This is a genomic window from Bradyrhizobium sp. AZCC 1721 (assembly GCF_036924715.1).
Classification (GTDB): domain Bacteria; phylum Pseudomonadota; class Alphaproteobacteria; order Rhizobiales; family Xanthobacteraceae; genus Bradyrhizobium.
The window spans coordinates 1,647,956-1,669,457 of the sequence record NZ_JAZHSB010000001.1 but is presented as its reverse complement, the minus strand read 5'-3'; the positions used below and the strand labels follow the sequence as shown (position 1 = coordinate 1,669,457).

General features: G+C 58.9%; 17 protein-coding genes and 1 pseudogene. 8 read left to right on the top strand and 10 right to left on the bottom strand.

What is annotated here, in order from left to right; genetic code table 11:
* The first annotated feature begins 292 nt into the window (after positions 1 to 292).
* From V1273_RS08145 to V1273_RS08125, 5 genes are all read left to right on the top strand, one after another.
* Positions 293 to 1,681 carry a DUF2252 domain-containing protein gene (locus V1273_RS08145; protein WP_334409209.1) on the top strand — a complete coding sequence of 463 codons (1,389 nt, stop codon included), beginning with the start codon at positions 293 to 295 and terminating at the stop codon, positions 1,679 to 1,681.
* 232 nt (positions 1,682 to 1,913) lie between these two features.
* Positions 1,914 to 2,267, top strand: a complete 354-nt coding sequence (locus V1273_RS08140; RefSeq protein WP_334409207.1) for an SLC13 family permease — start codon at positions 1,914 to 1,916, stop codon at positions 2,265 to 2,267.
* A 781-nt stretch (positions 2,268 to 3,048) separates the two neighbouring features.
* On the top strand, positions 3,049 to 3,435 hold the full coding sequence (locus V1273_RS08135; RefSeq protein WP_334367267.1) for a response regulator: 387 nt from the start codon (positions 3,049 to 3,051) through the stop codon (positions 3,433 to 3,435).
* A 542-nt stretch (positions 3,436 to 3,977) separates the two neighbouring features.
* Positions 3,978 to 4,259, top strand: a complete 282-nt coding sequence (locus tag V1273_RS08130; RefSeq protein WP_334367266.1) for an AbrB/MazE/SpoVT family DNA-binding domain-containing protein — start codon at positions 3,978 to 3,980, stop codon at positions 4,257 to 4,259.
* Entirely contained in the window at positions 4,240 to 4,629 is a 390-nt protein-coding gene (locus V1273_RS08125) for a type II toxin-antitoxin system VapC family toxin (protein ID WP_334367265.1), read from the top strand. The genes V1273_RS08130 and V1273_RS08125 overlap by 20 nt, the downstream gene beginning before the upstream one ends.
* A gap of 207 nt (positions 4,630 to 4,836) precedes the next feature.
* Here the strand turns inward: V1273_RS08125 and V1273_RS08120 are convergent, their stop codons facing one another.
* The 5 genes and pseudogenes from V1273_RS08120 to V1273_RS08100 all read right to left on the bottom strand — a co-directional run bounded on the left by V1273_RS08120 (position 4,837) and on the right by V1273_RS08100 (position 11,312).
* On the bottom strand, positions 4,837 to 5,319 hold the full coding sequence (locus V1273_RS08120; RefSeq protein WP_334369193.1) for a tyrosine-type recombinase/integrase: 483 nt from the start codon (positions 5,317 to 5,319) through the stop codon (positions 4,837 to 4,839).
* Between the two features lie 520 nt (positions 5,320 to 5,839).
* Entirely contained in the window at positions 5,840 to 6,988 is a 1,149-nt protein-coding gene (locus V1273_RS08115; RefSeq protein WP_334367264.1) for a hypothetical protein, read from the bottom strand.
* 59 nt (positions 6,989 to 7,047) lie between these two features.
* On the bottom strand, positions 7,048 to 7,842 hold the full coding sequence (locus V1273_RS08110) for a hypothetical protein (protein WP_334409206.1): 795 nt from the start codon (positions 7,840 to 7,842) through the stop codon (positions 7,048 to 7,050).
* A gap of 959 nt (positions 7,843 to 8,801) precedes the next feature.
* Positions 8,802 to 9,359: pseudogene (locus V1273_RS08105) on the bottom strand (transposase); the annotation flags it as partial.
* Positions 9,360 to 9,521: 162 nt separating this feature from the next.
* Positions 9,522 to 11,312: an adenylate/guanylate cyclase domain-containing protein gene (locus V1273_RS08100; RefSeq protein ID WP_334409205.1), complete on the bottom strand. Its 1,791-nt coding sequence runs from the start codon at positions 11,310 to 11,312 to the stop codon at positions 9,522 to 9,524.
* Between the two features lie 256 nt (positions 11,313 to 11,568).
* Here V1273_RS08100 and V1273_RS08095 point away from each other — a divergent pair, with 256 nt between their 5' ends.
* Positions 11,569 to 13,359, top strand: a complete 1,791-nt coding sequence (locus V1273_RS08095; RefSeq protein ID WP_334367260.1) for an adenylate/guanylate cyclase domain-containing protein — start codon at positions 11,569 to 11,571, stop codon at positions 13,357 to 13,359.
* Positions 13,360 to 13,484: 125 nt separating this feature from the next.
* On the opposite strand, the gene ltrA is transcribed toward V1273_RS08095, so the two are convergent.
* The 3 genes from ltrA to V1273_RS08080 all read right to left on the bottom strand — a co-directional run bounded on the left by ltrA (position 13,485) and on the right by V1273_RS08080 (position 16,186).
* Complete coding sequence (ltrA, locus tag V1273_RS08090; protein WP_334409204.1) at positions 13,485 to 14,525, bottom strand: group II intron reverse transcriptase/maturase; 1,041 nt, start codon at positions 14,523 to 14,525, stop codon at positions 13,485 to 13,487.
* Complete coding sequence (locus V1273_RS08085) at positions 14,525 to 14,776, bottom strand: hypothetical protein (protein ID WP_334366929.1); 252 nt, start codon at positions 14,774 to 14,776, stop codon at positions 14,525 to 14,527. The genes ltrA and V1273_RS08085 overlap by 1 nt, the downstream gene beginning before the upstream one ends.
* A gap of 699 nt (positions 14,777 to 15,475) precedes the next feature.
* Positions 15,476 to 16,186, bottom strand: a complete 711-nt coding sequence (locus tag V1273_RS08080; protein WP_334367259.1) for a gamma-glutamylcyclotransferase — start codon at positions 16,184 to 16,186, stop codon at positions 15,476 to 15,478.
* A gap of 899 nt (positions 16,187 to 17,085) precedes the next feature.
* Here V1273_RS08080 and V1273_RS08075 point away from each other — a divergent pair.
* Together V1273_RS08075 and V1273_RS08070 are read left to right on the top strand one after the other, a co-directional pair.
* The gene (locus V1273_RS08075) at positions 17,086 to 17,526 is read left to right on the top strand and encodes a hypothetical protein (RefSeq protein WP_334367258.1); all 441 of its coding nucleotides are present in this window, start codon (positions 17,086 to 17,088) and stop codon (positions 17,524 to 17,526) included.
* 257 nt (positions 17,527 to 17,783) lie between these two features.
* The gene (locus V1273_RS08070; protein WP_442894143.1) at positions 17,784 to 19,148 is read left to right on the top strand and encodes an OpgC domain-containing protein; all 1,365 of its coding nucleotides are present in this window, start codon (positions 17,784 to 17,786) and stop codon (positions 19,146 to 19,148) included.
* 360 nt (positions 19,149 to 19,508) lie between these two features.
* On the opposite strand, the gene V1273_RS08065 is transcribed toward V1273_RS08070, so the two are convergent.
* Positions 19,509 to 19,715: a hypothetical protein gene (locus V1273_RS08065; RefSeq protein ID WP_334367256.1), complete on the bottom strand. Its 207-nt coding sequence runs from the start codon at positions 19,713 to 19,715 to the stop codon at positions 19,509 to 19,511.
* A 270-nt stretch (positions 19,716 to 19,985) separates the two neighbouring features.
* A complete protein-coding gene (locus V1273_RS08060) occupies positions 19,986 to 21,425 on the bottom strand; it encodes an IS1182 family transposase (protein ID WP_334367255.1) in 1,440 nt (479 codons plus the stop codon).
* Positions 21,426 to 21,502: the final 77 nt, after the last annotated feature.

Here is a 21,502-nt window from a genome sequence, read left to right as displayed (position 1 = left end):
ACGCAGGGGCTCGGCAAGCGGTGGTTGGACCAAACAGGGAGGAAAGTTTGCCAAGGGATTGCGCGGCGCGCTCGACAAGACGGCGAGCACGAAGATCTAGATTGGGAAAAGGAAACGTATCGACTGAACTCGGCCGAGGGTCGAGGGCGGGTGTGACGACTGTGGCTGCGCACGAGATACAAAGGCGCGCTGCCTTCCGCTTCCTGGGAGTCCAAGGCCGGACCGGCGTCCCGCACAGCCACGCTTGCGGCTTGCGAACAACTAGGCGGCTTCAGATACCGTTTGTCCTTCATTGGAGCACTTCCAGATGACGGTCACTTTGGGTTCGCGTAGCGAACGGTTCCAAGTGGGCAAAGCGCTCCGACGCGAGACGCCGCGAGAAGCACATGCCGACCTTAAGGGATCGATGTCGCGCAATGCCGTTGCAATTCTCGCCGAGAGCGATCCGGATCGCGTTCCGGAGCTTGTGCCGGAGCGTTACGCGCGCATGACGCTTAACCCGTTCGCCTTCCTGCGCGGCGCCGCGGCGGTGATGGCGACAGACTTGGCCGCCCAGCCAGTGGCCGGAATACCGGTGCAGGCAGGCGGCGACAGCCACCTGATGAACTTCGGCGCCTTCGTTACTCCCGAGGACAATATCCTGTTCGACGTGAACGATTTTGATGAGACGCTGCCTGGCGTCGATTTCACCGTCGATCTGAAGCGCCTCGCGGCGAGCGTAGCGGTAGCAGCATCGGCCTCGGGCACAAGCAAGAAACAGGCCCGCGTGGTCGCGGCTGCGACGGTCAAGGCTTATCGGTCGCACATTTCCGCACTTGCCAAGCTGTCGCCGCTGGAGATCTGGCACAGCCGGATCGACCTCGAACAGGAGATCAAGCAGATCGGCAATAATGATCTGCGGCGCCAGCTCGCTGGCGTAATTGCTAAGGCGCGTGGCAGGGGCTTGGCGAAGGACGATAATTTCCCGCATCTGGTCAGCGGCGATAATCCGAAGATCGTCGATAAACCCCCTACCATTTTCCATCTCGATCCTAAGGCCGACCCGCGACACCGGCTTGGTGTCGAGCGCGTGTTCGCTGCCTATCGTAAAGGCCTCAATCCTGATCGGCAGCGGTTGCTCGACCGTTTCACAATGAAGGATCTCGCCTTCAAGGCGGTGGGCGTCGGATCCGTCGGCACATTCTGCTGCGTGGCATTGTTCATGACCGACGACAACGAGCCCTTGTTCTTGCAGGTCAAACAAGCGCAGCGATCGGTATTGGAACGGCTCGGCGGCAAGCCTGCCTACAAAGGAAATCAAGGCCGTCGGGTTGTGGAGGGCCAGCAGATGATGCAGGCCGCCAGCGACATCTTCCTGGGTGCTACGCAGGACAATGAGACCGGCCGTCAGTTCTATGTTCGGACGCTGAAAAACCGCAGGCTTGGCACCGTCAGCGAAATCAGCGAAGGCGAGGCACTCTCCGACTATGCCCAGCTATGCGGTCGAACGCTCGCGCGTGCCCATGCGCGCTCTGGCGATCCGGCCGCGATCGCTGGCTACAGTGGCAAGAGCGACGCGCTCGATGACGCGATCGCATCCTTCGCGACGGCCTATGCCGATCAGACAAGCGCCGATCACGCCGCTCTGGTGAAGGCGAAGAGGACCAAACCCACGGCTACAAAGAAAGCGCAAGCGGCTTAGTCGCAAGGTAGAACCAGGCGCCGGTCCACGATTTAGGCGGCGTCAATCGCCTACCTGTGCGGCACGAAAATCCGCAAGGTGGCACTTTTCGGACCTGCTGCCGTGTCTCTTTTCGGTCGCTATCCGGGGGGAACGCGGAGGTCCTGCAGACATCGCGAAAGCCTCACGTTTGACCCATTTGAGACATGGCTTACAGCTTGTCGTTAGCGCTACGCGAGGCTTGATGGGCAGAATGAACTGGATGCCTGAAACAACGAGTGTTGCTGCATGGTTGATCTTTCTTGCAACCTACGCCGTCATGGCCCTCGGCAAGATACCGGTATACCGGATCGACCGGGCCGGGGCGGCCCTGCTGGGCGGCAGTTTGATGGTCACCACCGGCGTATTGTCGCTCGACGAAGCGTATCGAGCGGTCGACTTCAATACCATCGCGCTGCTGCTTGGCATGATGATCGTCGTCGCCAATCTCCAGCTTTCAGGATTTTTTCGCGTCATCACCTACTGGACCGCGGCCTACGTTAGACAGCCGACATCAGGCTCGCCGGCCCGGTCAGCGGGTGGGAGGTTGCGCGACAGGCCAGAATGATCGATCCGGCCTTTCCCATTATCTACACGACCGCAGTGGCCGGGAACGAATGGCCCGTGCAGGGCGTGCCCCATAGCGTCCTGCTGCGAAAGCCGTTCGCGACCGCGCAACTCGGTGCCGCTATATCCCACCTTCTCACTGTCGAGCCACCGGCGATTTGGTGAGCGCCACCCCGTACAACTACGGACGCGATGCAATCTTTACCTTGCTGTCACCTCAATCAGACAATGCTGGTGGTGCCAGGATTTAAAGACCCGGCCAGAGCACTACCAACGCCGCCAAGCGAATATACTCCGCTTGGTCGGCGTTGCGCCTATCAGCCGACTTGTCGATGCTGCGACAGATCAGGCACTCGCTTCTCATTTGAGACGACAAAGGCCATGTGGGCGTTACACCGCGTGGCCTTGTTGGGACTGTCCCCGTTGGCGCGGGAATTCCATCCTCTCCCGAGCAAAACGCAGATGGTTGATAGCGCCTTCGGAACCGCAACCTTTTTCGCCTAGGTGTATTTAGTCAATGGGTCTCGGGGCTCGCAAAACTGCGAGGCGAGCCATGCACCTTTCGCCAATTGACGCCTTTCTTGCCGTCGCCACCCTAGGAACCGCAGTCCTGATCGAGATCGGGGCTTTCATACTCTTGGGGCTGATCTGAAAGATCACCGCTTAGAGCGCAGGCCAACCGCGCACGATTGCCCTCCGCCCTAGTTATGTCCGCTCTTTTGAACCAAGGGCACCCCGACACATACATACATTGATGGTTCTCAAGCGCGCCGGGGAAAATCGTGGCCGAGTTGCCTTTAATTCTCGTCATCGAGGACGAGTATCCGGTGCAGGGCATAGTTGAAGATGCGCTCAGCGAAGGCGGTTTTGAAACCGATATTCTCTCCTCAGCGGAAGAAGCCCTGACCTTGTTCAAGAGCGGGCGCAAAAACTACAAGGCGCTCGTCACCGACGTTAGCTTGAAGGGCAGCTTAAGCGGTTGGGAGGTCGCAAGGCAGATTAGGGAAAAAGTCCCTGCCATTCCGGTCGTCTACATGACGGGAGCGGCTGCGGACGAATGGGCGTCGCAAGGAGTCCCCAACAGCATCCTACTGCAAAAGCCGTTCGCGCCCGCGCAGCTTGTCACCGCCGTTTCCAATTTGCTCAATACGGGCACGTCGACAACGTAAGCCAAGCGCCGCCCCAAATACCAAAAGTGTTCTTGCCGTATTAGTACTGGTCGAAAAATTGACCACGCTTCTGCCGGTATCGGTTCGCAACAGACCTGACTCGGATTCGCACGATCTGACTCTGCGCCCGCTCCCAAGCGTCGTCAGACCTCAAGGAAAGAACGACTCGATTCCCTCATCCTCCTGCACACTTATTGAGACAATTCGGTAGAATCCCGCTTACGCAAATTGTGCAAAAACCGATGGGGGTCTTTTTTGCATTTTGCAGCGGCGGCATCCTGATGAATTTCGCATAAGAAACCTTATGCGAACCGACCGGTAATCGTGCCGGGTGCCGTTGTCGTTTCCGGTTGGATCTGAGTCATTCGAGCTCTATTTGAGTCTGCTTCGTATCGGCGGGCCCACTTTCGCACCGCATCGGGCCACGGCGGTTCGTCCCGCTCCCGATGAGTCCGAATAAAGGTTGTCCGGTATATTCCCGCAGTCTTGCCATCCGGTCGAATTCGGCCTATCTTACTTTCGTCTTACCAAATGAAGCCGCCATGTCCGCCAAGCAGAAACTGACCACCACCGTCTCGACCAAGGGCCAGGTGATATTGCCCAAGGCGATCCGGGAACAGCGGCACTGGCCTGCGGGAACCCAACTGGTGGTGGAGGATACCCCCGAGGGCGTGTTGCTGAAGGCGAAGCCCGCCTTTGCGCCCACCCGGCCGAAAGACGTGTTTGGTTCCCTACCCTATAAGGGGTCGGCAAGGTCAGTCGCAGATATGGAGGCGGGGATCGCCGCCGAGGCGAAACGGCGGAATGCTCGCAATCGATACTAATCTCATCGTCCGCTATCTGGTGGGCGACGATCCCGGACAGGCTGCCCCGGCACGCAGGCTGATCGACAACAATGACGTCTTCGTCTGCACCACAGTGCTGTTGGAGACCGAGTGGGCGCTGCGCAGCGTCTATGGGTTTTCCGCTGCCCAGTGCGCCAAGGCCCTCTCCGATTTCGCGGGGCTGCCGCGCGTGAGTCTGGAAGATGCTACCGCCGCAGCGAAGGCGCTGGGCTGGATAAGGCAAGGCATGGACTTTGCAGATGGCCTGCATCTGGCCAAGGCGGAAGGCTGTGAGGCCTTCATCAGCTTCGACCAGGATTTCGCGAAAACCGCCAACGCTCTTGGCGGCATCAAGGTGCGGACGCCCTAGCACCGGGCCCACAGCGCGCACATAAGGTACGGCTTTCGCGGATCGTGCCACTTCCCCGCGGAAACGCCCTCGTCTCCCGCTCGTTGAAGTCGCTGGCGGTCGCCTCGCATGTTGAGTGCTGCGGCGCGGGGTTTCGTCGCGCACTTAACCGTGCCCTGCTCCCGCTCCGGCGAATCCCCCTTCAGATTCTAGAGCCCGATCCCTGCATTACAGCTGGACATGGGTGTAGATCTCGGTGGTCTCGAGATCGGCATGCCCCAAGAGCGTCTGCACCACGCGCATGTCGGCTCCGTTGGCAAGCATGTGTGTGGCGAACGCGTGCCGAAGAACCCGTGGTGTGACGAGATCGGGCCTGTTCAGGCCGGCGACGATGGCGGCCTCCTTGACTTCGAATTCTGCCGCTCGTGATGTCAGATGCTTTTTTCCGTCGCGAACTGAGTGGAAGAGCCAGGTGCCGGACTTCGTACCGTATTCATTGGCCAGCCGCCGCCAAAGGCCGATTGCTTCGAGCGCGGTCTTATGCAGCGGTACGATGCGCTCCTTGTCGTCCCTATCCCTAATCAACAGATGCGCGGACTTGGTGAGTGCCGCCTGGGCAGGAAGGCGGACGGCCTCGCTGATTCGCATTCCCGAGGCGTAGAGCGTTTCCAGCAATGCGGCCCTGCGCGCGTAACTCGCCTGCTTGTACAGCCCCCGGATGCGCAGTTCGCCGCCTGATGTGCCGTGTCTAGGAGTCGCCCGACTTCTTCGACCGACAGTGCCGTGGGAATGCGTCGCCGCCGGCGCATAGGGGCAAGCTGGGTCGTTGGATCTTCGGAGGCGAGGCCCTCAGCCACAAGGAAGCGGTGCAAGGCCCGGATGACAGTGCGCCGACGCGATCAGCCCAAGTTGCCCATCCAGCGTGTTTTCGTGTCCACTTAGGTAACCTTGGATATCCATTGGAAGAATTTTCTACCCGGCCAAAAGGTAGCTACCTCCAAAAAGAACATGAAACCCCGCCGGAGACGGCGGGGTTTTCTCTTGCCTAGCAATGCTCGGACGGCCATTTTTTCGATGTTTTGTCCGTCGGTGCAGCGCGGCGCATGGGGGCGCGAGATGTCTCCGGCGATCGCACTCTATGTTACCCTACGTTACCCTGCGACATTCTGTGGCGCGGCGCGTGAGGCGCACGTGCGAGATCTACTCTCTGTACCCTGCCACTGAGGCCGCCTCAGCTTTCCAAGTATTCCCGATACCATTTGACCTGATCCTGATCGACTTGGAAGCGGCCATCCATCATCGAGCCGTTCTTGCGGTCATCGCCATTCATGATACAGCCCAGTTCCTGAATGCGGTCGAAGCAGTCGACTATTGCCCTTGAGTGGTCCAGCAGCCCCTCACTGGTAAACTTCATGCCGTTGTAGGCGTACCTACTCTCTGCCTCACCCAGCAGGCTCTTATAGGTGCCGAGGATCGGCCTGATGTACATGAGCGCCACATCATCCACTTCAGTCGGGGCGTCCCTGTCGCCAAATAGGACCTTCGAGAGCTGACGAGCCACCTCCCACGTCCCGCTTTCCTTCCCCTGTGCCAACCGCTGCTTCATCACTTCAACGAAGTCCAGCTTGGCGTAGTTGAACGGCGCGTTGGGCCAGCCGTTCTCAATGTAGAACTCATACATGCCGTGAGCGAACAGAGCCCCGATGGTCTCGTCAGCGGCGATTTTGTTAATTTCGGCGGAACGCGCGGTCGACAGCTTGTTGCTGAGATAGGCGAACATGATTTCAGTGATTTGGCGAACCGAGTAAATGCCTTGCGAGGCCTCACCCAGCAGTGATGCTATCATCGGCAGCTCAGCCTTGGTGGCGAACTTCTCCAGCCATTCCGTGGACGCCCTTCGCAGGCGCACATCGATCGGATGCGGCGGTTGTGTGAGCTGGCGGGCGTTTTCGAGGGCAACCCTGTAGCGGTGTATCCAATACTTGGTCCGGCTTGGCGGCTCCAGGAACACGTCGCCGTAAGACACCTCCAGTTCCTTGGCGAGCCACTCCTCCTGCTGGCGCTTGAAAACTCCCGTGCGTGCGTCGTGCAGCATCCCGCCGAGGTCTTTCAGAACGGGATGCGTCCGCGCCCTGATGCCGAAGATTTCATCCAGCTTCGCTTTCTCCGCGTCGCCTTCCACGATGTAGGGCGCTTGGTCTACCCAGAAGATAATGGGTGCAGGATCTCCGATGCGGAACATCTGCTGTCGGTAGGCGTCGGGAATCAGGGATGTCAGCTCGTAACCGTCTTCGTTCTCGAAGTGCAGGAAGCGGCTGATATTGAAGTCAGCGTCCATTTCAGGAAGGTACATCGAATTGCCGGCCAAGAAGACGGACACGCCAATAGAGTCGACCGGCGACAGTCGAATTGCAGCGGAGACTGACATAGCGTCGGGGGTCAAAGGTTGATGCCTGCCCGCTTGTAGACCTGCTCCACGCAATCATAGATCAGGCCGTAATGTTGGCTGATGCTCAGTGGCAGCAACCGATAGGTCTCAACCACTTTCGTCAGGTCTTTCAGGGATTCCCTGACGCCAGGCGTACGCATGTATTCTTCCGGAACGACGACACCCAGCAGGTTTTCCTTCTTCAGTGGAATGTCCTCTTCGACTTGAAGCTCGATAGCCGCCGCCCGGTCGTCGTAGTTTTTGGTCGAGCCCTCCTTGTACAGTTTCGCCACCGCCAGCACCTTTGCATGGCTCATGGTAAGCAAATGCTCGTCTTTTAGCTTCTTTTGGTCGTTTGCGTCCCGGTCGACGTACCGCCGCGGTGTTTCGAAATAGAGAGAAATCAGCCTTCCGATCTGGTCCTGGTCGGTGCCGACATTAAAATCATCCAATTTGAACGTCGTCAGGTAGTCGGGCATCCGCCCCCTGTCGAAAGCCCCTGTGTCGAAGGGATGAATCCGTTTCAGTGGTGGCGGGGTGTTGAACCTCATGACGAACACGGACGGTAGCTGCCACGGTTCGGGGTTCAGCGCGTCCCTGCCCTTATAGGCAGCGCGGCCGACGAACAGATAACAGAGCTTTTCGCCCTTGAAGACGTTGCATTTGACGGCGAGAAGCTTTTCTTCCTTTAGGATCGGAATCAGCCGGCTTGAGGCCGTGCTGTGAATCCATGGAGGACTTTTTGGGGCAGCCAGATTGCTGTTCGTCAAAAAGTCCCGGAGGTTCACGTCTTTCGGCTTTGCCATCGGTTAGTCCATGATCTGCAGCAAATCACCCATACAACCTATCAGGCTATGTGGTTCACACTCATCCTAGGACGTGCCCTACACCCTTTGCCAACAGGAACAAGCTCGTTGCACTGACCGCGGCCGCCGCTAGAACGGTGGCCAGCACCAAGATGAAACCCAACCTAGGGCCGAACGCCCTGGACACAGTTTCCGACTGAGCGAGCACGTTGGCCAAGCCGACATTCAGCTTTGGCCTGGGGGACTCCTTGTCCCTCCGCTTTGTAACCGCCTTCTTCACGGCAACCTCCAAATCCCAAACTACCTGACCCTCAGAATAGGTCGATGCGTGCACAGTAAAGTCTGGCAGAGCCCGTCAACCGCTAACAACGCACCAACCTACCGCCATCGGGTTTGCACGTTGGCAAATCCTCTTTGACAATTCATCCGACACCAATGGTTATTTCATCCACCCGCAACGCACTAGCCAGATAAGCCTCCGGCAAACACGTTTTTCCGACGTCTTTTCAGTGGCTTATGCACATCGCGGGGCGGGCCTGCGGAAGCTATCAGAACCACCAACCAAAATTTGGAAAAGGTCCGAAATCACGGATTCGGCTGTTACGGGGCATCTCGCCGCGCATCGAACAGCCAGCGATCCGCAACCGCTACGACATGGTCCGGCCCGTCCTGGACAATACGAGCAGGATGCCCGGCAAGGTTCGCCAGGACCGAGGCGGTGACAGCGAAGGTCGCGCAGGTGCCCCACACTTCATGTCCCGCGTTCGAACTCCTTAAGCCGCTCGGGAGTGAGATCGTTCGCATAGATCAGATCGTACGAGATGCCTGATCCACGCATAGCTGCGGCCACGGCGCGTTCGACCTTCGCCCGCCCCTGCGTATCCAGATTGCCCCGCTTCGAACTCGGTACCCGGGAGGGTTTCGCCATGCTGAAGGCGCTGGGCGAACTCAACCGCGAACTGGCGACCGGAAGGGTCAAGCTGGCTCAGATAGCGAGCGACGCTCTCCTCAAGCTGAGCACGCCGCCGTTGCACCTTCGCCTTTGTGAAGTTCCTGTCCCGATTATTCACGGCCTTGAACTTGCTGTCATCGATGGCGACGTTCGCCGTCGCAAGAAGCCCCATTTCGCGGCAGAGTTCGACGAAGCGCGTACAGACCTTGCGAAGCGCCAAGCCGTTATCCTTCCGGAAGTCCGGGATCGTCTTGTGATCAGGAGCGAGCCGACCCAGCAGCCACATCACCTCGACATTGCGTCCGGCTTCTCGTTCGAGCCGGCGGCTCGACTGCACCCGGTTCAGATAGCCGTAAATGTAAAGCTTAAGCAGAACCGAGGGATGGTACGAGGGCCGATCAGTCGCCGCCGGCTCCACTCCTTCAAAGCTCATCTCCGCCAAATCGAGCGCACCGACAAACACGTCGATCACGCGGACGGGGTTGCTCTCGTCAATGAAATCATCGAGGCACTCGGGCAGTAGCGTCCATTGCCCACGATCGGCCTCCTCAACGAAGCGCCTCATCGATCCCCCTAGAACCACGGGAGAATCATAACAGCGGCACGGCGTTTTCACACAGCCAGGGTCATTTTCGGAATTCGGCGACGGCATCGGTAAGGTCTGCTTTGCCCCCATAGACGGACCTCGTCAGTCCGGCCTGTCAGGTCCGAAAAGGGCCAATAGCGGTCATTCCGGCATCCCCGCGATCCGGAAAGCTTGCGCCAATCTTTCGATATCTTCCGTCCTGCGGAATGGGGTCCTGTCCCTGATTTTGGAAATGCTTAGGGTCGGGTACAGTTGCATTAAGCGCGCACAGTCCTCTTGTGCTTCCTCAACCCGTCCAGACATCGCATGGCATGCCGCCAGAATAAATTGTGCGGTAAAAAAAGTTCGTTGCTGCCGGACAGCAGTTGTTGCCCATGATGTGGCGTCTGCGATGTGGCCGGCGAAAAAATGAGCAAAGGCCAGCCCGGTCTGGATAGTGAAGATCTGTGGATCCAGCGGGCTCAAACGCAAGGCGGCCTGCAATTGCTCGATCGCAGCATCTACGTCACCGAGCCAAAGGTGGGCCCACCCCCTCCAATTTCGTGCGATAGCCAGATTTGGGTTTAGACTTGTCGCTCGCGAGACAAGGGCTGCGCCCTCCTCGACCTCACCCACTACGTAAGCGAGCGCAAATCCGGCCATTGCAAGCACCGTTGGATCGTCCTTATCGAGTTCGATCGCCCGCCTTGCGAGCCGCCGGGCTTCAGCTGTTCCGTGGGCAGCAGCATCGATTCTCCAGCCGAAACTTTTCCTTGGTACATAGCAAATAGCGCCGAGCGCGTATGCCGCGGCGAATTCGGGATCGAGGCCGCTGGCTATTTTGGTGAGCTTGAGTGCTTCAACGTTCGCGTCTCCGGTGAACTTATAATAGCAAGCGAGCGCGCGAAGGTAATAGTCGTAGGCCTGAAGGCTTTCGGTCGGTTTGCGCTGGGAGCGCTCGATTTCGGCGCGTTCAAGCTGAGGGGAGATTGCGCCGATCACGCTGTTCGTCACCCGATCCTGCAGATCGAAAATATCTTCAAGCTGGCTGTCGAACCGGTCCGCCCAAAGATGCGCTCCTGTTGCAGCATTGATCAGCTGCCCGGTAATTCGAACGCGATTGCCAGCCTTGCGCACACTGCCCTCCAGCACATAGCGAACGCCAAGGTCACGCCCGACCTGCTTGATATCGATGGCTTTGCCTTTGTAAGTAAAGGTGGAGTGTCGCGCGATGACGAAAAGCGATTTGGACCGCGACAGTCCGGTAATGATGTCCTCGACCATGCCGTCGGCGAAATATTCCTGTTCCGGATCGCGGCTCATGTTCTCAAACGGCAGCACTGCGATGGAGGGTTTGTCGGCGAGAGCAAGCGGCTGCGCAGTCTCGGTCGGCGGTTTTGTTACCGTTGCCGGCGAAGAGCTTGGGCCCATGCGCACGCGCCAGACCCGCATCGGTTCGGCGATATTCTTCAGGGGTTGCGAACCTATAGCCTCAAAGGTGATATCTACCTTGCCACGAACTTGCCGGTGAGCGTCGTCCGAAATGCTGAAACCGCCCGGTTCTGCGATCCCTTCGAGACGCACCGCAATATTGACCCCATCACCAAAGATATCATCGTCTGCGATGATAATATCACCGACGTGAATGCCGATGCGAAATTCGATCCGCTTGTCCTGTGGCACGTCAGTATTTCGTTCGGCCATGCCGCGCTGAATTTCGACGGCGCAGCGTACGGCATCTACGACGCTGCCGAACTCGATGAGCGCGCCGTCCCCCGTATTCTTGACGATGCGCCCGCGATGCTCACTGATTTTGGGATCAAAAAGCGTCTTTCTAAGAGCTTTCAGTTGCGCCAGCGTGCCTTCTTCGTCGATCCCTATCAAGCGGCAAGAGCCCGCGACATCCGCCGCCAGAATAGCCGCCAGTCGCCGCTCTACGTACTCGCCGCTCAAGGTGCACCCCCGGGGTCGGGGACATTGAATGCTTATATAGCAGAATTGCGGGCCGATGTCCGGCAATGCCCATGTCCGAAACGGGTCAAAAGGCGCCGTTCGAAAGATCGTTGGGCTTCTTCCGGTTTGTCCCGATAAGCCGACAATTAAAGGGCCAGACCGGGCTTCGCTTTCGGGCCAATATGCGACATCGGCCCCTATGGGCATCCCATGTGACCCGTTGTACAAAATCACGTCTAGGGTTGGATTGCAGGCCATGGTGCAGGAGCAGCCAGTCCGGGTTGAGCGGAGGTTGTCGGCGATATTGGCCGCCGACGTGGCTGGCTACTCGCGGTTGATGCACAATGACGAAGAGGCGACCCACGCCAAACTGACCGCGCTCCTCGCGGACAGTGTCACGCCCGCGATCTCCGAACACGGCGGCCGCATCGTCAAGAATACAGGCGACGGGTTCTTGGCGGAGTTTCCAAGCGCGGTCGAAGCGGTCCGCGCTGCTGTGCAGTTCCAGACCCGCATCAAGGAGCTTACAACCGCTGAGGCGGAAGACAGGCGTATTGCTTTCCGCGTGGGCGTTAACATCGGTGACGTCATCGTCGAGCCGCACGACATCTTTGGAGACGACGTTAACACTGCAGCGCGGCTTGAGGGCATCGCAGAGCCCGGCGGCATCTGCATCTCGTCGTCTGTCTACGATCACGTTCGAGGCAAGGTCGCGGTCGAGTTCATTGATCTGGGCGAGCAGAACCTCAAAAATCTCACCCGCCCGGTCCGAGCCTATGCGGCGGTCCGGGATGGACGTAGCCCGGCGACACAGGCTGATGGTACCAAGCCGCACCCGCCTTCGCCGCCTCATCTTTCCATCGTTGTGCTGCCGTTCACCAACCGTAGCGCTGATCCCGAGCAAGATTACTTCGTCGATGGTGTGACCGAGAGCCTGACCACCGACTTGTCGCGCATCAGCGGCTCTTTTGTCATTGGCCGACACACCGCATTTACCTACAAAGGCAAGGCGGTTGATCTCAAACAGATCGGTCACGATTTAAACGTTCGTTACGTCCTTGAAGGGTCGGTACAGCGTGGCGGCAGCCGGCTTCGCGTGAACGTGCAGCTAGTCGACGCCGAAACCGGCAATCACCTATGGGCCGAGCGGTTCGATAAGCCCGTCGCCGATCTGTTCGAGATGCAGGACGAAATTGTAGCGCGGCTCGCCAACACGCTAGATACCCAGCTCATTGAGGCTGAGGCGCGGCGATCGGAACGCTTACTACATCCCGATGCGATGGATTTGTATTTCCAGGGAAGGGCTTGGCTGAATAAGGGGCCTACCCACGGATACATGGCGCAAGCGCGCGGCTTTTTCGAACGGGCCCTAGCGCTCGATCCCGGAAACATTGAGGCGCTGGTCGGGCTGGCGCAGGTTGATGCCCTGAGCGGCTCCGCCTTTTTGACCGATGACCGCGCCGCGCGCCTCGAAGCGGCCGAAACAGTATTGACTAAAGTGCTGTCCATGGCACCACAGCACGCACAGGCCCACATGCTTCTGGGCGTCGTCCAAATCGCAACTAACCGCGCGGCGCAAGGCATTGCCGAATGTGAGCAGGCGTTGCTGCTGGATCGAAATCTAGCCAGCGCTCATGGTTGGATCGGTGACGCCAAGTATTTTATGGGTCGCGGCGCGGAAACCGAGGCCCATATTCTCGAGGCGCTGCGCCTCTCTCCGCGCGATACCAACGTCTTTCGGTGGATGATGTGGGTCGGCTTCGCCAAGTTGAACCTCGGCGCCGATGCCGATGCGGTCGCCTGGCTGCGCCGCGCTCTCAATGCCAACCGAAATCACGCCCTCGCGCATTTCCAACTCGCCGCTGCCTTGGCGCTCGTCGGCGCGCTGAATGAGGCGCGGGCCGAAGCAGAAGCGGGACTTGCGCTCGATCCAAGCTTCACTATCCGCCGCCTGCGCGTCAACGTACTTAGTGACAATCCGAATTTCCTTGCTGGGCGCGAGCGCGTCTATCAGGGCATGCGCATGGCTGGGGTGCCAGAGGGGTGATGTCGCTTAGGGTAGAGTCGAGGATGGGCGCGGTAGCTTGGGGGCCTTTGGCCATCGCCCCGTTTCCCATCCCCGCTCATCAAACCGGACGAGCCGATTTCCGGCATCCGGCTTTCCGACTGGCTTCACCGCAAGGCACACGACGGGGCCGCTCGGGGCAGGCGTTGGAGGCACACAACGCCGAGTTCTCGATGAATGACATCGAATGTAAATCGGCGATTGCCGCGCCCTTGCACCTTGTGCCTTCGCGCGAGGAACCTGCGCAATCGTTCAAAGACGTATTGATCGACGCTACGGTATGCCTTGCCCCGCGAGCCGTAGCCAAAGTAGTTGGACCAGCCGCGCAGTGATCTGTTCAGCTTGTCACGTACTTCCGGCCATGGATCGGTGTTGCTCGGCACCAGCAGATCGCCGACTCTTGTCTTGAACCGTTGCACACTCTTCTTGGACGGGCTTACACCCAGATACCACTTCCCGTTCGCCTCAAACCAATGGGCGCCGAACGAGTAGCCGAGGAAGTCGAAGCGTTCCTGTCGGGCGCTTCTCAGCGAAGTTTTCGCCTCGTTGATCGTCAACCCGAGCTTGGTCATCACCGCCTTCGTCCACGCTAAGGCCTCCGCCGCGCGACCGCGGCTGAGGATAACGAAGTCGTCGGCATAGGAGACGACGTGAGCCTGGAACGTGTCGCCGCAGCCAGTCAAACGCCAATGCTTCAGGAACCGGTTCATGTAGATGTTGGCCAGCAATGGACTTGCGACGCCGCCTTGCGGTGTGCCGCGCGTGTTTCGCTTGCCACCACTCATGTGCCGGGTGTCGTCCGCGTCCCGTTCCTCGATCGGCGCCCTCAGCCACATCTTGATGAGGCGCAGGACGTTTCGATCCACGACACGCCGGGCTACTGACTTTGTCAGCTCGGAATGCGGGATCGTATCGAAGAACTTGGACAAATCAGCATCAACTACGTCAGCGTAGCCCCGGCATAAATGCCGGTGCACTTCCTTGACCGCGTCCACCGCCCCGCGAGCGGGCCGGTAGCCGTAGGCATTGTCCTCGAAGTCAGCCTCGAAGATGGGTTCGATCACGATCTTGGCGGCAGTCTGAATCACACGATCACGAATGGTTGGAATGCCGAGCGGACGCTCGCCACCGTTCGCTTTGGGGATCATCACCCGCCGCACCGGATCAGGTCGGTACGTCTTCGAGACCAGTTCCGCTGCTCCTCGATGCGAGAAAACGTCATCCCATCTACACCCGCTGCACCCGCATTGACGCGAGCGAGACGATAGGCGTGGAGCAGGATGTCCTCGCGACAGATCTTGTCGTAGAGCAGATAGAAGCGGAAAGTGGGCTCCGCCTTCGCCTTGCAGTAGAGCTTTCTCTGAAGGTTCCGGATCTTATCAGGCGTTGTCAGGCTCATCACCAATCACCTTCACCTCACCATCTTCAAAAGCGCACCAGAAGTCGGGGCCCTTTGCTCCACCGGCATTTCCCGGCATCAACGCTCCTATTGCCCCGTCCGACTCCCGCCGTGACCACCGCCTATTGCGATGCTGAGGCCGCTACCCTCGTCCGCGACGGGTCTCCCCCTGTAACTGCGAACCACCCTTCCGACGTGCCGTGCCCACTACCCCGGCGGATCGCGTGGGTGCGTGTGTCGATTACTTCCCCACGCGTGCGGCCTTCCCCAAATGACCGGAGGGTCGGCATCCGCATTCGAACTTTCGAGGCCTGCTCGGGCTTCACTTTGTTACGGCCCATCGAATCGCTCAGCAGCCCAAGGCCGCCTTCGTCGCAGGGCTCCGACCCAGCCAGTTACCCGGCCGAGCCGCCTGCCAGCTTCCGGACCAATCGACAATTATCCGGGTGAGACCCTCCCTCACTGGTAGCTCGCGCCCTTGGGGCGCACGGTCAATCGCGTCGGTTTGCTCCACCGCTGACCACTTCCGGTCTTCCCCCAACTGCGGACATCACGTATCGGGACCACCACTTCCGAAAGGGTGCCGATAGGCGACGTTGGCCTAAACTGAAAGAGGCTTCAGCCCCTTACGTCTATCCGAGATATCTTGAAAAGCGGTGCAGTTGGCAACCGTCATCCAAAGCGGCACGGCAACCCGGCTTAGTTCGAATTTTCGGAGCTTAGAGTGAATTGCAATCTTTCCGCCACTAGCGCCTGGAGTTGCCATAGCGATTCGTCGTGAATGCCCAGTTCCTCTAATCGGAACACAGTTTCTCTGAGGTATTCTGCGCAGGAGCCCCAGTGTCCCACGGCGGATGCCAGAATGTCAGCGGCCTCTTCTAACGGCAATTTCCCAGAGTAGTGCGGGCTGTCGCGGTTTACCACAATACTGAGAGCCCGGACCGGACCTTCATCCGTTTCAGCTGTCACCCAACGCGGTATGTTCGCTGCTGGTTTAACCATCATCTCGCGCCGAAATAGCGCATTCAGGCTCGCCGAGACCTGATCGGGAGGGAGCTTAAAGATCATGCCTTTGCACCTGCCGCCGCGATCAAGCGCGAGCATCAATCCCGGCTTATCGCGGGTGCCGCGAAAGCGGGCCACCCGATAGCAAAACGCCCGATGCCATCCCCGAACTGTAGCTATCCGGCTTTCGCTAAATTCACATAGCGGCTTCCAGAGAAGCGAGCCATAGCCAAAGAGCCAGACATCACTAGGTGGTGCGTGTGCGAGAACGTTGCCTATGGCCGCGTCGTAATCTTCATCGGTCATGTAGACCGCGCCGGGGCTCGGGCCTGCATCCTCGACCACGCGCGTGGTGCGTGCCACAAGATCGACTGTGAGCGCCATCTCTCGAAGCGTTGTCGGCATAAAACTGTCCCTATGGGGACGCGATGAAAACTACCGCATTTTGCTCCAGCTTAGCGGATATGGAATAAGGCGCATACTAGAGTCCTTGGAGCTAATCGGAATCTACAGAAGGCAGTGAATTCCGGCAGTGTTCCTGTCAGAGGCAGGGCCTTCCGTGACAGGACGGAGCGAACCTCGCGCGACAAAGCTCGCGAATTGCAAGACGTCGCGTCCGCACTCGCTAACGTCTCCTTCGGATCAAACTCAGAAGTCTGGTTGCTCAGCCGAGAGGTCGGCTTTGCCCTCAATCGCGGACATCGTCAGCCAAGCCTGTGAAGTCCGAAGAGGGCCAGAAGCAGATGTTCCTTCTCGCTCAGCGCGACGGGCAAATTGATGTAATTAGTTTGTGCGACGCTAACGAGGGCGCGCTGTATCGCTGATAAACCCGATGGATCGAGATCAGCGACGCCGACACCGCAGCCTGCACTTCCGTTAGTTAGCCAGCGGTTGTGTTAAACCTTCACGCGTTCATAATTCGTGAATTGACTTTGCCGCTGATCGGACCAGCCTCTGCTTTTCGATCAAGTCGCGTATGACCGAATTTGACATCCAGCTGGTGGATGCCAGGTTACGCATCTCGGTCCGCTACTCGCCGCAACGGATCGAGCCGAGCTGACACGGTTCGAAAAGTAGCCAGTCAGTCCCACCTTCATCTTTCGCGACACGTAAGTGCCGCTGCCTGAAACCTCTTGCCGGTGGTGCGACACCTTCGATGAGCTACTCATCGAAGTTTCGAGCCCAGCACGCAGCGGATTGCAGCTCTATTGGCGCTATTCGCGAAGTCCTTAATTCGTCAGGTTTCTGCGGGCCTCGCGACGCCGCGATGGCCGCCAATGTCTCGATCTCCGGGAGGGAGAGACATGATGAAGCGATCGCCTATTCTCTTTTTGGTGGCTGCCGCGAGCTTCGCCGTCATATGGCTGGTTCCCTGGTTTGCTGATCTGCATTTTAGAAAGGCGGATGCCACTGGATCAACGGCCATGCCATCCAAGGCCGTAGCTTCCGAGCCTTTCAAAACGGCCCACGCCGCTAACAAAAGGGCGACGAGGATACTTGCACTGGATCAGGCTAGGCATCTCGCTTTCTGGACCTCCGTTCTGAAAAATAGAAAGAAGGCTTGTGGTGGTGTTGTTCGGACCATGTATCAAGGCGGCACCGAATCTGGGGTCGATACTTGGAGCATTGGCTGTCGGGACGGTAACCAATATTCGATAAGTATTAACCCGGACGCGCAGGGCTCTGAAGCGGAGTTTCCGGTTTCAGTTTGCAGTGGAAGCGCTTTCGCCCGCAGTGCTGAATAGCGCCGGCTCAATGAGCGTTCAGCGCCCGCGACATCGTCTCTGTATGCCAGCTGTTATCCGCTGCGGCGGCGCCTCGTCGCCAACGTGCGAGGATGATCATGACGGTGACCCGATCGCGACGTGAAACGGTGGTGTTCAAGCACCCGTTCCGGATCGCGAGCGTCGAACGGCTGTTACCGGCTGGCCCATATGAGGTTATTACCGACGAAGAGTCGATGGAAGGCTTGTCATTTCCGTCCTTTCGGCCCGTCGCCACCATGATGATGGTGCCTGCGCCAGCGCCCCACAGCTCCGTCGAGATGGTAACGATCAGTTCGATCGATCTGGCCGCTTCTCGGGAGCCGATGCGATGGCGCCCGGATAGTGACGCGCCGTTCGACCTCGACAAGGATCGTGGCAGGGCCGCGCCGAACACTGACATCCGGCGGACGCTGGCGGAGATCGAACGCAATGCCAAGGTGTTGCGCGGTCGGCATCTGCACCTCGAACCCGAGCTGCTCGCGACACCTGCGAAGCCACTGGTGGGCGCGCTGCCGGATCTGAAAGGGCCCGGCCGGGACCTGCGCATCGATGCTTGCCGCGGCATTGCGCTCTGGTGCATCTTTCTTGACCATGTCCCCAACAACATCGGAAGCTGGCTGACGCTGCGGAATTACGGCTTCAGCGATACCGCGGAAGTGTTCATATTCGTCTCGGGTGTGACCTGCGCGCTGGCCTACGGCAAGGCATGTTCGCGCGACGGCTGGGCCGGCGTGATCAGCCGTACGCTGTGGCGAAGCTGGGACATTTACGCCGCATTTCTGCTGCTCACTGTCGCTTGCGCCGTGATGGTTTACCTCGCAGGCGCCGGACGTTTTGCCGACGAGAGCAATACGCGCATTCTGTTGGAATATCCCGGCGCAACGCTCGCGCACGCGGCGATCCTGCAATACCGTCCCGTCAACACCGACGTCTTGCCGCTCTTCGTGGTTTATCATCTTTTGTTCGCGCCGCTGCTGTGGCTACTGCTGCGAGTGCCGAACCTGACACTCAGTGCCTCGCTGCTGCTTTATGCGCTGGTGCAGGTCTTCGGCTGGACCGTGCCGACATGGCACAACAATGTCTGGTTCTTCAATCCGCTGGCTTGGCAGTTGCTGGTTGTGCTTGGCGCGTGGTGCGTTATCGCGGGCAAGGGGTTTTGGCCGTGGGTGACCTCGCGCACGGCACTGGTGCTTGCCGTTCTCTATCTGGCTGTTAGCCTGATCATCGCATTGAGTTGGAGCCTCAAACCACCGGAAGCGCTGGTCCCACAAGCGCTGGCGAAGCTGGTTTACCTAGTGGACAAATCGAATCTCGATCCTTTGCGATTGCTGCATTTTTTTGCACTTGCAATTTTGGCGGTATGGCTCGTACCTCGGAATTGGCGAGGGCTGACGACGCCGGTGATGCGCGGCGCGATCCGCTGTGGCGAGAACTCGCTGGCGATCTATTGCTTCGGCGTTCTGCTGGCGCTCGCCAGCCACATAGGGCTGGTCGACATCTCGGATGGACTTCCGATGCAGGTCGCGCTCAGTCTCGCTGGCATCCTGGTGATGATCGCGGCCGCTGCGCTGCTTAGCTCGATTAGGTTCAAACCCAAGTAGCAACAACCGTTGGCTTGAAGACGACGTTCTCTGATGGCAATGAAAGATGCAGTAGGTCGCGAGATCAATGGCCGCGATGGCTGTTACGTAACGGATTTGTCGGGAATTTGCGCTTTTGGCGCAAAGCGGATCATTCGCCATCGGCAGATGGCCGCTAAGTGCCAGGATCGGCCATCCAGAAGCGGAGGCAAACGGCCAGAAGCAATCGCTTGATCACTATCAAATCAAGCGGCCGGCACAAACTCACATCCCGATCCAGCTACTTGTACGCGACCGCAAGGCTCGACGGGCCTGTTAGCGAGGGGGATCATCCTGAAGTCTTCGGAATCCGGCCTGCGGAACGCATAACAGGTTGTACGATCACTGATCATCGTTGGGGACCCATTCCTCCGCGGTTGAGTCCCAATGATGGGTGTCGTCAAACTGTTTCCAGAGGGGCCGCCCTGGTTTGCGTTCACCCTTCTCTCGTAATGCATTCAGTGCGCTGAGTTGGACGACGAGCGCCCCAGCCATCATCACCCATTCGCGAGCGTTATATCGGGAGTTCCATTTGATTGTCGCGAGCATCGGATGCCTCCTTCAAAGTAAGAAGCCTTCCGCCATCTTAGCCCGGGCCAAGAACACGGGATGTAAAGTACTTCACAGTCAGCCAACATCTTCGACATAGTCGGGGGCAATCCTATGAGGCCATGCGTCTGGCGGAGCCTCGGGGAAATCGAATTGGTAATATAGCAGATATCTGCGCCGATGTCCGGCTATGGCCATGTCCGAAATGGGTCTTGGCCGTGTAAAAACGCCCTTCCAGGAAGTCGATGAGAGGCCAGGATCGGTTCAGTCTCAGGCTGCGATCGCAGCCATCAGCGGCTTGGCTCCGACGATGTTCATGACCCGTGTCAGATTATAGGCCAGGACCGAGAGAGCCATCTCGGCGGCTGCTTTTGGAAGCGTTTTGGTGAGGAAGTGTGTCGCCCCCATGCGGGCCTTCATCGTGCCGAACGGATGCTCGACCGTCTCGCGACGCTGGCGCATGGCGAGCGGGTTCGCATCAAGGCGCTGCTGCACGGCATCGAGCAGGGCCTCATGCTCCCATCGTGGAATCCGCCGTTCTGGCCCTGTCGTGCACTGAGACTTGAGCGAACAATTTTGGCAGGCGCTGGTCCAGTAACGCCTTATCCGCTTGCCATCTTCCTCGCTCGTAAAACGATATGGCAGTTGCTCTCCAGCCGGACAGCGATAGGCGTCCTCCTCCGGCAAATAGACAAAGTCCTGCTTGCCGAAGCGTCCATCCGATTTGGCGCCAGACGTCTGCGGCTTGGGCAGAGTTACTGTGATGCCGGCCTCGTGGCAGGCGAGGATCTCCGCGCTGCTGAAGTAGCCGCGATCGGCAACGGCCTCGAGCGTCTCGGTCTGTAGAACAGCCTTCGCCTGCTTGCCCATATTGGCAAGTTGTGCCCGATCTGAACCGTTGTTCGTTACCTCATGCGTCACAATCAGGTGGTGCTTGGTATCCACGGCGACCTGCACATTGTAGCCGACGACGCCGGAACCGCGGCCGCTCGTCGCCATCGATCGGCTGTCGGGATCGGTCAGAGAGATTTGCTGGTCGGGCGACGCGAGCATCTGCTTCTCGTAGACGGCAAGCTTGCCCATTTCTTTCTTCAGCTTCGTCAGTTTCTCGGTGAGCCTTGTCACCTTCGCCGCCAGCGCCTCGCTCGGTTCCTGTCGATCGGCGGTATCAAGTTGGCTCAAATAGCGCGCGACGCTCTCCTCCAGCTGGGCACGCCGCCGCTCCACTTTCGCCCGTGTGAAGTTCTTATCCCGGTTGTTCACGGCTTTGAACTTGCTGCCATCGATGGCGACGCTCGCCGTCGCGAGAAGGCCCATTTCGCGGCAAAGTTCGACGAAGCGCGCACAGACCTTGCGCAGCGCCAAGCCGTTATCCTTCCGGAAGTCCGCGATCGTCTTGTGATCGGGAGCGAGCCGGCCCAGCAGCCACATCACCTCGACATTGCGTCCGGCTTCTCGTTCGAGCCGGCGGCTCGACTGCACCCGGTTTAGGTAGCCGTAAATGTAAAGCTTAAGCAGAACCGAGGGATGGTACGAGGGCCGACCAGTCGCCGCCGGCTCCACTCCTTCAAAGCTCATCTCAGCCAAATCGAGCGCACCGACAAACACGTCGATCACGCGGACGGGGTTGCCCTCGTCAATGAAATCATCGAGGCACTCGGGCAGTAGCGTCCATTGCCCACGATCGGCCTCCTCAACGAAGCGCCTCATCGATCCCCCCTAGAATCACGGGAGAATCATAACAGCGGCACGGCGTTTTCACACAGCCAGGGTCACAAGCGGCGGTT